Genomic DNA, 12,352 nt, shown 5'->3' with positions numbered 1-12,352 from the left:
CCCCTTGTCCAGCGAGTGCATCGCGATGGAGAAGCCCTGCCCCTCCGATCCGAGGAGGCAACTCGCCGGCACGCGCACGTCGGTGAACGCCAATTCGGCGGTCGCCTGCCCGCGGAGTCCGAGCTTGCCGTGGATCTCGCGGGATTCGAAGCCGGGGGTGTCCGTCGGGACCAAGAAGGCCGAAACACCCTTGGGCCCCGGACCTCCGGTGCGTGCGAACACCAGGCACACCTTGGCCCACGTGCCGTTGGTGATGAAGATCTTGGAACCGTTGATGACGTACTCGTCGCCGCTGCGCACCGCCTTGGTCTTCAGATTTCCGGGGTCCGACCCGTTGTCGGGCTCGGTGAGACCGAAACAGGCGAGCGCCTCACCGGACGCGATGCGGGGCAGCCAATCGCGCTTCTGCTCCTCGGTGCCGTGCGAGAGGATCACCTTCCCCACCAGCCCCATCGATACCGACACGATGCCCCGGACCGCGGAGTCCGCCCGGCCGAGTTCCTCCATGCCGAGGCAGTACGTGACGTAGTCGCCGCCCAGCCCGCCGTATTCCTCGGGAATGGTCATTCCGAAGAAGCCGATGTCGGCGAGTTTCCCGACGATCGCGGTGTCCACCGATTCGGCACGGTCCCACTCGGCGCGGTGCGGGACGACCTCCTTGTTCAGGAAGTCGCGGGCCAGCTGCCGGAATTCCTTCTGCTCCTCGGTCAGTGTCAGGTCCATGGAATGCTCCTCGATGCCGTGGTGAATGCACGATCATTGGATATGAGCGAGTGCTCACAACAAATGAAGCATTATTCATTTTGGTGAGGGCGTCAACCCTCGGCGGGCACGAAGTGCTGGCCCGGTGCCGCGTCGCCTGGGTAGGCTCGAGACATGCCGGTCACCTGGTCGGACGACGTCGACGAGGTCATCCGCGACGACCTCACCAGCGGGTTCGCGTACGTCACGCCCGCGGGAGGAGCTGTGGTGGCCGCGGTTGCACCCTTCGGGTTGCGTGACCGCGAGCGGGGCACCGTCGGATTCACCACCTCGCTGGGCTTCGGCCGCAAGCTCGAGCGCATCAAGGCGGAACCGCGGGTGGCGCTCGCCTTCCACGCGCGTGAGCACGGAATCGGCGACGGCACCAACCGGCGCTACGTGCTCGTGCAGGGCGACGCGACGTTCGATCCCAGCCCCGACCGGGACGTCCTCGACGCCCTCGGCGAGCGCTCGGCCCCCTATGTGGGCGCGCCGCGGCGTGGCCGATTCTGGGACCGCTGGCTCAGCGCGTACTACACCGACCGGGTGCTGGTGACGGTCGCGGTGACGCGGGTGACCGCCTGGCCCGACCTGCGCACGACCGGCGAGCCCGAGGTCTACGGCGCACCGCTCCCCGACGCCGACGCGGCGCCACAAGCGCCGCCGAAGAAGGGCACCGGGCCACGGGTGGATGCGGTGAAGATCGGTCAGCGCGCCCGGAAGCTGCCGCACGTGCTGCTCGCCTACCGAGAGGCGGACGGCTATCCGACCGTCGTGCCGGTCGACGTGAACTCGGCGAGCAGCGAGGGCGTGCGTATGAGGGTCCCTGCCGGGGTGCCGCAGGGCGGCCGCCGCGCCGGCCTGCTCGCCCACGCGTACCGGCCCCAGCTCGTCGGCCTCGAGTCGCGTCAGAACACCGGATGGCTCGAGGTCACCGGCACCGAGGCGGTGTACGCACCGCACACGCAGGGCGGATTCACTGCGCCGCCGAACAAGACGATCATGCTCCTGGCCAACGGATTCATGGCCCGCCGCGGCCTCGCGAAGGCCCGGAAGGAAGGCCGCACCCAGGCCCTGGGCCGATGAGCCGGGTGACGCCGCCGTTCACGGGGAGAATCTGCTCCGTTCACCCACCGCGCCGGACCGGCGAGGAACGACACGACTTGATCGCGCTACCTCCCCGGCACCCGCCGCACGGCCTGCCAGCCGACGACGACGAAGGTTCCTCGAATATTGTTTCCGCGCATCGACGGACACGCGGTCGCGTCCCTGGCACCTGCTACTGGCGGTAGATCTCCACGTGGGCGTCGGTGACAACGCCCGCATCCAAGGAAGGGGCACCCCAATTCGTGCTACAAGAACCAGTGGCCTGACCGGTCGTCGCGAATGAGCGACTGGACTGGCTGAATGGCCCGATCGCATAGAACGGAAAGGCGTTGGGGATGCCGTGGAGGCCCCAACAGTCGACGATCAGCGCGTACTCCCTGCCAGGGGGCGCATCGGTGTCATGGCAGGTCGCCGTCGCGCTGAAGGCATCCCGCTGGATGACGCAGTCCTGGGGCGCCGCCTGGGCGGTGCCCGAGCCGATGATCGCTGCGAAGGCCAGCCCCGATACGGCGGCGGTCGTGATGCGTGCCGCAGCGATAGTTGCGCCTCTCATCGAGATCCTTTCAGTAGCAATATGTCTGGCGTCGAGCGGCCAGGCCCGGATGCACATCCTCTGGCAGGTACCGCAGGCCTGGCCCGGTTCAGATGACGATCGGTGCACCGGTGACGAGGTCCCAGAGCCCCAGGCCCAGGAACAGCACCGCACCCACTGCCGACTGAACCGGATTTCCGTTCAGAAAACCCTCGGCACCCCAGGCAACCAAATCAGTGAAGACCTCAGACGAACCCATCGTTCCCTCTCCCTATTGTCGGTATAACCTGACACCTTGATCGTTTATACCGACCGGTCTGTTACGGACGTCGAATTCTCAGGCTCGCCGATTGGGCCGACCCACTCGGCGGCGCGATGCCTCGAGCGGATCCGCATTCGCTATCGAATGAGGACCGCACCCACCGGATGGGCGGGCCCGCTGACTAGTTGGACAGGCCGCACATTCGTCGCCTGCGGGCCCTTCTGCCCCTGCCCACCTCGAACTCCACCCGCTGATTCTCGTCGAGCGACTTGGATCCATTGCCACGTCACAATGCCCTGCGCCATGCCGATACTCCCTGCAACCTCGAGCCGGGCACTCACATCGAATTCCCGATTTCGATACCGATGATCCCGCCATCCGCCTACCGGCCACCGAGTGGCCACCGCCGACGAGATTTGGCGAAGCGCCTCGAGACCCCACGGTTCACCACCGCCGGGCCGGTCACGGTATTCTCATCTGAACCGAACCTTCGGTCGGCTCCTGTGGACGACGGCGCACCGATGCGGTGGAGTTCTGCACCTGGAAGGATTGCGCGCATGACTACGGCACGCCCCGCACGGAAGACCGGTTCGCCCGGACGGCCCGGCTACGACCTCGACTCGCTGCTCGCTGTGGCGGTCAAGGTGTTCAACGACAAGGGCTACGACGGCACCAGCATGGAGGTGCTGGCCCAGCGCCTGGGAATCACGAAGTCGTCGATCTATCACCACGTGTCCGGGAAGTCGGAGCTCCTCGAACTGGCGCTGTCGCGCGCGCTCAACGCTCTCTTCGCGGTCACCACCGAGGAGAAGGCGACGAGCGGCCGGTACATCGACCGCCTCGAGTACCTCGTCCGCCGCAGTGTCGAGGTCCTCGCCGCCGAACTGCCGTACGTCACGCTCCTGCTGCGCGTCCGGGGCAACACCGCGGTGGAACGGCGCGCGCTCGCCCGCCGCCGCGAGTTCGACGCGTTCGTCAGCGACCTCGTGGTCGCGGCGGCGGAAGAGGGCGACCTGCGGCCCGGAATCGATCCCGCCCTCACCAGCCGGCTCGTGTTCGGCACGGTCAACTCGCTGATCGAGTGGTACCGCCCCCGCACGGGCGGGACGGTCTCCGACCTCGCCGATGCCGTCGTCGAGCTGACGTTCGACGGGTTGCGCCGCGCCTGAGCGAGACGTCGCGGGTGCCCCCTACAACGAGACGGTGGGCCTCGATCGATTCGCCCACCGTCGTGCCCGCTCGGACAGTTGGTCGCGCAACCGCGCTCGGACTTCGGCGGGCACTTCTCGTGCGGCGACACTCTCCAGGATCTTCGACAGTCTCCGGTCGAATCGGGGTGTCGTCATACCGAACCCGATCCAGATCTCGTCGGGAGGTGGACCACCGTAGGGCAGCCACCGGCACGCGAACTCGAGGATGGCTGCGTCCGCCCTCTCCAACCCGCTCGCCACGGTCAGACCGTGACGGCGAGGTTTTCGAAGATGGTGGCATTGGCCATGCCGCCGCCTTCGCACATCGTCTGCAGTCCGTAGCGGACGCCCTCGGCGCGCAGGTGATGCACGAGAGTGGTGGCGAGCCGGGCCCCGGATCCGCCGAGCGGATGCCCGAGGGCGATCGCTCCGCCGAGCGCGTTGACCCGTTCCTCCGGTGCCCCGGTCGCCCGCAGCCAGGCGCCGACGACGCTGGCGAAGGCCTCGTTGACCTCGAAGGCTCCGATGTCGTCGAGGGCCAGGCCTGCGCGTTCGAGCACCCGAGCGGTGGCGGGGACGGGTCCGGCCAGCATTGCGACCGGGTCGTCGCCGACGACGGTGGCGGTGTGTACCCGTGCCAGCGGAGTCAGTCCGAGGTCGCGGGCCCGGTCGCCGGACATCACCAGCAGTGCTGCGGCGCCGTCGGAGATCTGTGAGGCGTTGCCCGCGGTGATGCGGCCGTCCTCGCCGAACGCCGGCTCCAACTGGGCGAGCTTCTCGAGGGTCGTGGCTCGGCGGATCCCCTCGTCGGCGTCGAGTTTCGTTCCGTCCGGCAGGGTCACCGGCACGATCTCGCCGGCGAATCGGCCTTCGTCGACCGCCGCGGCGGCCCGCTGGTGTGACCGCAGGCTGTACTCGTCGAGCCAGCCGCGGCTCAGTTCGTACCGGTCGGCGAGGATCTCGGCGCCGCGGCCCTGGTTGAACTCGATGCCGTCGTAGCGTCGCCGAATCGCGTCGCTGTTCGGGTCACCGAGGCCGACGCGCCGCGCCGATCCCATCGGGATGCGGGTCATCGACTCGACACCACCCGCGACGACGATGTCGTACTGGCCCGCGATCACTCCCGCCGCGGCGAAATGCAGTGCCTGCTGGCTCGATCCGCACTGCCGCTCGATCGTGGTGCCGGGAACCGACTCGGGCCATCCGGCGGCCAGCACCGCGTTGCGTGCAATGTTGCCGGCCTGCTCACCGACCTGTCCGACGCATCCCCACACGACGTCGTCGACCGACGCGGCGTCGACCCCGGCCCGGTCGAGCAGCGCGGTCAGCACGGCCCCGGACAGGTCGACGGGGTGGACCTCGGCGAGGCCGCCCTTGCGGCGGCCGATGGGGCTCCGTACGGCCTCGACGATGACTGCATCACGCATGGTGTGTTCCTGTTCTCTCGTTCTGGGTGATCACGTCGCGGTCCAAACCGGGGCGCGGCGTTCGGTGAAGGCGGCGGCGCCCTCGCGGGCGTCGTTCGAGTCGAAAACCGGCATCACGATCTGCCGGGTCCGCTCGAACATCTCCGCGTGCGGCCAGCCGGGGGACTCGTCGATGACCCGCTTGCTGGCCCGGACTGCGAGCGGCCCGTTGCCGGCGATCTCGTCGGCGAGTTCGAGTGCCGCCGCCAACACCTCGCCCTCGGGGGCCAGCCGGTTGACCAGCCCCAGCGGGTGCAGTTGCGCGGCGGTCACGGTCTTGCCGGTGAGCACCATCTCCAGCGCCACGCCTCGCGGCAGCCGCGCGGGCAGCCGGGTCAATCCGCCCGCGGCGGCGACCAGGCCGCGGCGGACCTCGGGCAGGCCGAACGTGGCGCTCGGCGCGGCGACGACGAGGTCCGCCGCCAGGACGATCTCGAAACCGCCTGCGAGCGCGGGGCCGTCGACGGCGGCGATCAGGGGTTTGGCAGGCGGCGCCTCCACCAGGCCGGCGAATCCGCGGCCCTCGATGCGTGGGCTCTCACCCCGTAGGAAGGCCTTGAGATCCATTCCTGCACAGAAGTATCCACCCGATCCAGTGAGCACACCAACCCTCAGCTGCGGATCGGAGTCGAGCAGTCGGACCGCCTCGGCGACGGCCTCCGCGACCGCACGGTTCACCGCGTTGCGGGCCTGCGGCCGGTTCAGCGTGATGACCAGTACCGACCCGACCCGTTCCGTCAGCAAAACCGGTGCGGGCGGCTCCGCGATCACCGCGGTGCCATCCGGATCGCACCGTCGAGGCGGATCGTCTCGCCGTTGAGCATGCCGTTCTCGATGATGTGCTCGGCCAGCGCGGCGAACTCGGACGGCTCGCCGAGCCGCTGAGGATGCGGAACCGAGGCCGCCAGCGCGTCCCGGATGTCGTCGCGTGCATTGAGTAACAAGGGCGTCGCGAACACGCCGGGCGCGATGGTGCACACCCGGATCCCGACGCCGGCGAGGTCGCGGGCGGCGGGCAGCGTCATCCCCACGATGCCCGCCTTGGACGTCGCATAGTTGATCTGCCCGATCTGGCCCTCGTAGGCGGCGACAGACGCGGTCAGGACACACACGCCGCGGTCGCCGCCCCGCAACTCGTTCGCGGCCATCGTCTCGGCCGCGAACCGCAGCACGTTGAACGTCCCGATCACGTTGAGCCGGATCACCGACTCGAAGGGCTCGAGGTCGGCGGCCTTGCGGTCCTTGGTGAGCACGCGCATCGGCCGTCCGCGGCCTGCGCAGTGCACGACGGCCCGCACCGGGCCGCGCTCGGCAGCGGCGGCAAAGGCAGCGGCCACCGCGTCAGCGTCGGTGACGTCGGCCGGCACGAACCGCGCTGCCGGCCCGAGCGCCTCGGCCTGCTCCGCCCCCGGCGAACCGGGGAGGTCGAGCAGGGTGACGGTGGCGCCGGACTCGACCAGCCGGGTGGCGGTGGCGAGTCCGAGTCCGGAGGCGCCGCCCGTGACGACGGCGTTGATGTCCTTGATCTGCATGGATGAACCTTCGATGTGGCCGGACCCCAGTGGCGCCCGGAATGGTGTGGAGTGCGAGATGCCTAGAGCCCCATCGACTTCGAGATGACACTCTTCATGACTTCGCTGGTGCCGCCGAAGATGCGGGTGACGCGGGCATCGGCGTACAGTCGCGCGATCGGGTACTCGGTCATGTAGCCGTAGCCGCCGTGCACCTGCAGGCACTTGTCGATGACGCGGGCCTGCACCTCGGTGCAGAACAGCTTCACCTTGGCCGCGTCGGCGGGGGTGAGAGTGCCGCCGTCCAGCGCGATCAGCGCCTGGTCGACCATCGCCTGCCCGGCCTGCAGTTCGGTCGCGCACTCGGCGAGCACGAATTTGGTGTTCTGGAAATCGGCCAGCGGCTTGCCGAAGACGCGGCGTTCCTTGGCATAGTCGATGGCGAGATTCACGGCACCGGTCGCGGTGGCCAGACCGGTGATCGCGATCGACAGCCGCTCCTGCGGCAGGTTGTGGGCGAGCATGCCGAACGCCTGACCCTCCTCACCGAGCAGGTTCCGGGCCGGCACGCGGACGTTGTCGAACGTCAACTCGGCGGTGTCGGACGACTTCATGCCGATCTTGTGCAGGTTGCGACCGCGGATGAAGCCGGGCATGTCACCCTCGACGACCAGCAGCGACAGGCCCTTGCGGCGATTGTCGGGATCCTTCGAGGTGCGCGCCACCACGATCACCAGGTCGGCGTTGATGCCGCCGGTGATGAACGTCTTGTTGCCGTTGAGGACGTAGTCGTCGCCGTCGCGGACAGCGGTGGTGGTGACACCGGCCAGGTCGGAACCGATGCCGGGTTCGGTCATCGCGATTGCGCTGACCAGGCCGCCGTCGGCGAAGCCGGGGAACCAGCGGTCGCGCTGTTCCTCGTCGGCGTATTCGAGAAAGTATGGGAGCACCGTGTTCAAGTGCACCTGGAAGCCTCCGAGAGAGGCTGCGGCGTAACCGATCTCCTCGTAGACGACGGTGTTGAACAGAAAGCTGTCGATGCCGCCGCCGCCGTACTGCTCGGGCACCTGCAGCCCGTTGATCCCGATCTCTGCCGTCTTCTTGTAGAAGTCGCGAGGGATGGAACCGGCGGCCTCCCAATCGGGCAGATTCGGGGTGATCTCCTTGGCGATGAACTGTCGGACCACGTCGCGGAATGCATGGTGGTCATCGGTGAAGATGGTGCGTTGCATGAAGATTCCTCAGATATTTATCGGTACAGGTGGGGAACGGATTCAGCGGCCGAGCGCGACGACGCCGTCGGCGGCCAGCGCATCGAGCGCGTCGATCGGGTAACCGAGTTCGGCGATCAGTTCGGCGGTGTGCTGCCCCAGGTCGGGCGCACCCGTGGTCGGGAGCTTCGGGACGCTCTCGAGGTGCCACGGCGTGCCGAGAGCGGTCGCAGGCACGCCGTCGGGGCGGCTGACCTCGATGAAGAGCCCGGAGGCCTGGACGTCGGGACTGCGCATCGCCTCGGGGTAGGTGTTGATCCGCCCGGCGACGACACCGTTGGCGGCGAGTACGTCCATCGCCTCGTCGCTCGTCATGGTCGCGAACGCGGCGCGCAACTCGGTGAGCAGGGCGGGGCGGTTGCGGACCCGGCTCTCGTTGTCGGCGAACCGGGCGTCGTCGGCGAGTTCCGGTCGGCCCAGCAGTCGGCACAGCCGTCGGAAGTGGACCTCGGAGTACGCGGAGACCACGACGCTGCCGTCGCTGGTGGGCATGATGTCGGCGGCCGGAGCGACCGTCGGCTGACCGTTGCCCATGCGCCGCGGTTCGGTGCCGGTGTCGAGGTAGGCGCCCCAGTTCGGGGTCTGCAGATGAATGGCGACCTCGAGCAGCGACACCTCGACGGTGTCGCCCTCGCCGGTGCGCAGGCGCCTGATGTACGCGCCGAGGATTGCCTGGGCGCAGACGTAGCCGGTGGCGGCGTCGACGATCTGGGCACCGACCTTCTGCGGCTCGCCGTCGTGCTCGCCGGTCACCCACATCAGGCCGCTCTCCGCCTGCGCGGCGATGTCGAGTCCGGCACGATTCCTGGACGGTCCGTGCAGGCCGAACCCGCTCACCGTCGCGTACACGAGGTGCGGATGCGCGGTGCGCATCTCGTCCGCGCCCAGACCGAGGGAGTCCATTACCCCGGGGCGCAGATTCTGCACCACGATGTCGGCGCCGGCGATCAGCCGGCGGGCGATCTCCTGACCGCGCGGGTCCTTGAGGTCGAGCGCGATTGCCCGCTTGCCGCGGTTGTAGTTCTCCACCATGGCTTTACCGTGCGCGCCGATTCCGCGCGCGGACTCGCCGTGCACCGGTTCGACCTTGATCACGTCGGCGCCGAGGTCCACGAGGACCTGGGTGGCGGCGGGGGCAGCGATGAATTGTCCGAAGTCGATGACGCGGACGCCGTCGAGAGGCTTGTCGATCATGCGGTCTCCTCGGCGCGCCGGCGGATGAGGGTGATGTCACGTTCGGGATTGACCAGGAACACCGCGATCGCACTACCGACGATCATCAGGATCCCGCTGATCAGGAAGCCGGTGCCGTAGCCGGAGACCTTGTCGGCCGCCCGCCCGACCGAGAAACCGAGAACGAGTGGCGCGACCATGCCGGAGATACTCGACACCGCGCCGAGACCTCCGAGGACCATGCCGCGTTTACGGGACTGCACGACGTCCGCGATTGCCGTCAACGCCACGCCGTACGCCGCGGTGTTGAGCGAGAAGGCCAGGGACACGAGCAGGATCTGCAGCAGTCCGGCCGACACGATGGTGAACCCGACCATGGTGATGCCGGCGCCTGCGATCAGGCCCGCCGACAGGTAGCCGCGCGCAACCTTCCGGGAGACGCCGCGGGAGACGAGGCGATTCGAGAACCATCCGGCGGCGATCGCACCGACCGCCGCGAGTCCGTAGGGAAGCATGACCAACCGTCCGGTGGTCAGGGTGTCGTAGCCGAGGCCGTCTTCCAGGTAGACGGGGAGCCAGGACACCTTGAGCGTGGTGGACCAGTACGAGCAGAACATCAACAGCGCGATCCCGATCACGGTCCCGGTGCGCAGGATCGTCCGGTACGGGGCGTCGACGGTGTCGACGACGGTTTCGGTTGCCTGGGCCGGCTCGGCGGTCTCGCCGGGTGCGCCGCGTCCGAGGACGATCCAGGCGACCATCCAGACCAGACCGACCGTGATCAGGAGATAGAACGCGGCGTGCCAGTCCCAGCGGACGATGATCCAGGTCAGTACGGGGGCGGCGATGAGGACGCCGAGCGAGGATCCGGCGGTGACGAAGCTGCTCGGCAGGGCACGCTTCTCCGGCGGGAACCAGGAGTGGACGGCGTGGTTGGCGAGGGCGAAGGCCGGGCCCTCGGCGAACCCGAGGATCAGCCGGCAGGCCACCAGGACGCCGAAGGTCACGGTGCCGGTCAGGGGCACCATGGTGGCTACCCAGAGCAACATCAGTCCGGCCAGCAGCCATCGGATACTCACCTTGGACGACAGCCAGCCGAAGAACAGGGCGCCGGCGGCGAACAGCCAGAAGAAGCTGCTCTGGATCATGCCGAACTGTTGCGGCGTCAGGCCCAGATCCTTCTGGATCTGGACGCCGGCGAACGCGATGACGGACTTGTCCGCGAAATTGATGAGCATGAACACGACGAGCAGTCCGGTAATCATCCAGGCGCGCCGGGTCAGCGCCGATCCGGTACGCCGGGACGCTGCGGTGGTCGGCGTCGATACTTGAGTCATAGGGCCTCTTCGGAAACGAACCGTCGCGACGTGTCTGCACGGCGTGAACCAGTCCGGACGGATCTCGAATGCGACCTTCGATCGATCCGGATCCCGTCGCAACGGTGTGATCAGGTACACACCATTGAAGTCCCGAGTATCGATCGGGTCAAAGACCAGAAAAGTAGGAGAAATACTGCAATTGCCTATGAGTTCGTGGCGCGCGCGTTGTCGTCGCGAATCCGGCGGTCGAACTCGGCCCGCGTCAGCTTCGCGGCCTCCACGAGGGAAACACCCGAGGACATGAGCGCGGCGATGGACGTGGCGAACTCCTCGAACGACGCGCGGGCGCAGGCCAGGAACTCCGTGGACGCCTGGGTCATCCGGCCGGGACGGCGGATCACCCCCATCCGCCGGGTGAGCCGCGGCGAGAGTTCACGCACCACCCCGCCGCGCAGCATCGCGTCGAGTCCGCTGCGCAGGGCCACGATCGACACCCCGCCGCCCGCGATCACGATCGGCAGCACGGCACCACGCTGACGCACCTCCACCGCGACATCGGGTTCGACGCCGCGCCGCCGTAGCGAGCGGTCGATGAAATCCCGCGTTGCCGTGCCTTTTTCGCCCATCACGAACGGAACGCGGGTCAACGCCTCGATCGGCACCGGGTCCGGCCACCGGGCGTCGGTGCCGGGCGGACACACCAGGACGAGCTGCTGATCGATGAGCTCCTCCCCGACGAGATCCTCGGTCGGCAGGGGCAGCGCGAGAATGCCCAGCTCGCACGCCCCCGACCGGACCAGCGAGACGATATCGGTGGTCTCGTCCCGTTCCTCGATGTGGAACCGCACGTCGGGATACTGCCGGCGGAACTTGGCGACCCACACCGACAGCGGATCCGAGGACAGGTCCGAGAGCGAGGCGATGTCGATCCGGCCGCCGCGCATCGCCCCGACGTCGCGCACGGCGTTCTCGGCCGATTCCACCTCCCGCAGGATGCTGCGTGCCGGGCCGACGAGCGCCTCACCGGCAGGCGAGAGCACGAGGCCGCGGCCGACGCGATGGAACAACTCGACGCCCAGGTCCTTCTCGAGCTTGCGCACCGCCTGCGACAGCGACGGCTGCGCCACACGCAACTGCGCTGCGGCGCGGGTGACCCCGCCGCAGTCGACTACAGCGAGGAAGTACTCCATCTGCCGCATGTCCATCCTCTGAATCTAGAGGTACCGGCACCGTGGCGGGCGGCCGATAGGGATCTCCCGACAGTGTGCGGCGACCGGCCGAGAAGGGTATGCCGCGGGTGGTCGGGTGAACTACCGTGCGCCGCATGAGTGTTGTCCTTCTGGTCCGTCACGGGCAAGCATCCTTCGGCACCGACGACTACGACCGCCTGTCGCCACGCGGCCGGGAACAGAGCCGCGCCCTCGGCACCGAACTGAGTCGTCGCGGCATCGCTCCCGCCCGGACGGTCACCGGAAACATGAAACGCCAACGAGAGACGGCTCAGGAGGCAAGCACGGCCGCCGCCTGGCACACGACGCACCCTGACGTGGATCCGGGCTGGGACGAGTTCGACGCGAGCGATCTGCTGGCTGCGAGCGGTGAGCACGATCCGCGGGCGAAGACGGATTCGCGCGCCTTCCAGCGACTGCTCGAGCGGGCGTCCACACGGTGGTCGTCCGGTGACCACGACGCCGACTACGCCGAGACGTTCGGTGCGTTCACGGCCCGGGTCGACGCGTCCCTCGACCGGGTCGCCGGAGGACTCGAACGCGGGCAGACC

14 protein-coding genes and 1 pseudogene are annotated in these 12,352 nt (G+C 68.3%); 3 read left to right on the top strand and 12 right to left on the bottom strand.

Translation table 11 applies throughout. The features are described 5' to 3' along the window. The coding region (locus ACFTZB_RS35545; protein ID WP_378439038.1) for an acyl-CoA dehydrogenase family protein at positions 1-723 on the bottom strand (723 nt) is incomplete at its 3' end. A gap of 153 nt (positions 724-876) precedes the next feature. On the opposite strand from ACFTZB_RS35545, the gene ACFTZB_RS35540 reads away from it, so the two are divergent. Next, positions 877-1,827 carry a hypothetical protein gene (locus ACFTZB_RS35540; RefSeq protein WP_378439036.1) on the top strand — a complete coding sequence of 317 codons (951 nt, stop codon included), beginning with the start codon at positions 877-879 and terminating at the stop codon, positions 1,825-1,827. Between the two features lie 193 nt (positions 1,828-2,020). On the opposite strand, the gene ACFTZB_RS35535 is transcribed toward ACFTZB_RS35540, so the two are convergent. From ACFTZB_RS35535 to ACFTZB_RS35525, 3 genes and pseudogenes are all read right to left on the bottom strand, one after another. Further along, positions 2,021-2,401 (bottom strand): hypothetical protein, encoded by a 381-nt coding sequence (locus tag ACFTZB_RS35535; protein WP_378439034.1) that lies wholly within the window; start codon positions 2,399-2,401, stop codon positions 2,021-2,023. An 88-nt stretch (positions 2,402-2,489) separates the two neighbouring features. Continuing rightward, complete coding sequence (locus ACFTZB_RS35530; RefSeq protein ID WP_206009308.1) at positions 2,490-2,639, bottom strand: hypothetical protein; 150 nt, start codon at positions 2,637-2,639, stop codon at positions 2,490-2,492. Positions 2,640-2,830: 191 nt separating this feature from the next. Next, positions 2,831-2,925 (bottom strand): annotated as a pseudogene (locus ACFTZB_RS35525) (cold-shock protein); the annotation flags it as partial. 274 nt (positions 2,926-3,199) lie between these two features. On the opposite strand from ACFTZB_RS35525, the gene ACFTZB_RS35520 reads away from it, so the two are divergent. Then, complete coding sequence (locus tag ACFTZB_RS35520) at positions 3,200-3,811, top strand: TetR/AcrR family transcriptional regulator (RefSeq protein WP_378439031.1); 612 nt, start codon at positions 3,200-3,202, stop codon at positions 3,809-3,811. Between the two features lie 21 nt (positions 3,812-3,832). Here the strand turns inward: ACFTZB_RS35520 and ACFTZB_RS35515 are convergent, their stop codons facing one another. The 8 genes from ACFTZB_RS35515 to ACFTZB_RS35480 form a co-directional block, all read right to left on the bottom strand. Beyond that, positions 3,833-4,093, bottom strand: coding sequence for a DUF3263 domain-containing protein (locus ACFTZB_RS35515; RefSeq protein ID WP_378439029.1), 261 nt, complete (start codon positions 4,091-4,093; stop codon positions 3,833-3,835). Positions 4,094-4,095: 2 nt separating this feature from the next. After that, positions 4,096-5,259: a thiolase family protein gene (locus ACFTZB_RS35510; protein ID WP_378439027.1), complete on the bottom strand. Its 1,164-nt coding sequence runs from the start codon at positions 5,257-5,259 to the stop codon at positions 4,096-4,098. 30 nt (positions 5,260-5,289) lie between these two features. Beyond that, positions 5,290-6,069: a crotonase/enoyl-CoA hydratase family protein gene (locus ACFTZB_RS35505; protein ID WP_378439025.1), complete on the bottom strand. Its 780-nt coding sequence runs from the start codon at positions 6,067-6,069 to the stop codon at positions 5,290-5,292. Continuing rightward, on the bottom strand, positions 6,066-6,830 hold the full coding sequence (locus tag ACFTZB_RS35500; protein WP_378439023.1) for an SDR family NAD(P)-dependent oxidoreductase: 765 nt from the start codon (positions 6,828-6,830) through the stop codon (positions 6,066-6,068). The genes ACFTZB_RS35505 and ACFTZB_RS35500 overlap by 4 nt, the downstream gene beginning before the upstream one ends. A gap of 62 nt (positions 6,831-6,892) precedes the next feature. Continuing rightward, on the bottom strand, positions 6,893-8,041 hold the full coding sequence (locus ACFTZB_RS35495) for an acyl-CoA dehydrogenase family protein (protein WP_378439021.1): 1,149 nt from the start codon (positions 8,039-8,041) through the stop codon (positions 6,893-6,895). A gap of 42 nt (positions 8,042-8,083) precedes the next feature. Beyond that, positions 8,084-9,274: a CaiB/BaiF CoA transferase family protein gene (locus ACFTZB_RS35490; RefSeq protein ID WP_378439019.1), complete on the bottom strand. Its 1,191-nt coding sequence runs from the start codon at positions 9,272-9,274 to the stop codon at positions 8,084-8,086. Continuing rightward, positions 9,271-10,590, bottom strand: a complete 1,320-nt coding sequence (locus tag ACFTZB_RS35485; protein WP_378439017.1) for an MFS transporter — start codon at positions 10,588-10,590, stop codon at positions 9,271-9,273. Before ACFTZB_RS35485 ends, ACFTZB_RS35490 begins: the two co-directional genes overlap by 4 nt. A 185-nt stretch (positions 10,591-10,775) precedes the next feature. Beyond that, a complete protein-coding gene (locus tag ACFTZB_RS35480; protein WP_378439015.1) occupies positions 10,776-11,777 on the bottom strand; it encodes a LysR family transcriptional regulator in 1,002 nt (333 codons plus the stop codon). Positions 11,778-11,896: 119 nt separating this feature from the next. Here ACFTZB_RS35480 and ACFTZB_RS35475 point away from each other — a divergent pair. Continuing rightward, positions 11,897-12,352 (top strand): histidine phosphatase family protein (locus tag ACFTZB_RS35475; RefSeq protein WP_378439013.1); only part of this gene is annotated, 456 nt, incomplete at its 3' end.

The organism is Rhodococcus sp. NPDC057014, assembly GCF_042673295.1.
Classification (GTDB): Bacteria; Actinomycetota; Actinomycetes; order Mycobacteriales; family Mycobacteriaceae; genus Rhodococcus_F.
Note: the sequence above shows the minus strand (reverse complement) of the source record. Positions and strands in the feature narration are given on the sequence as shown.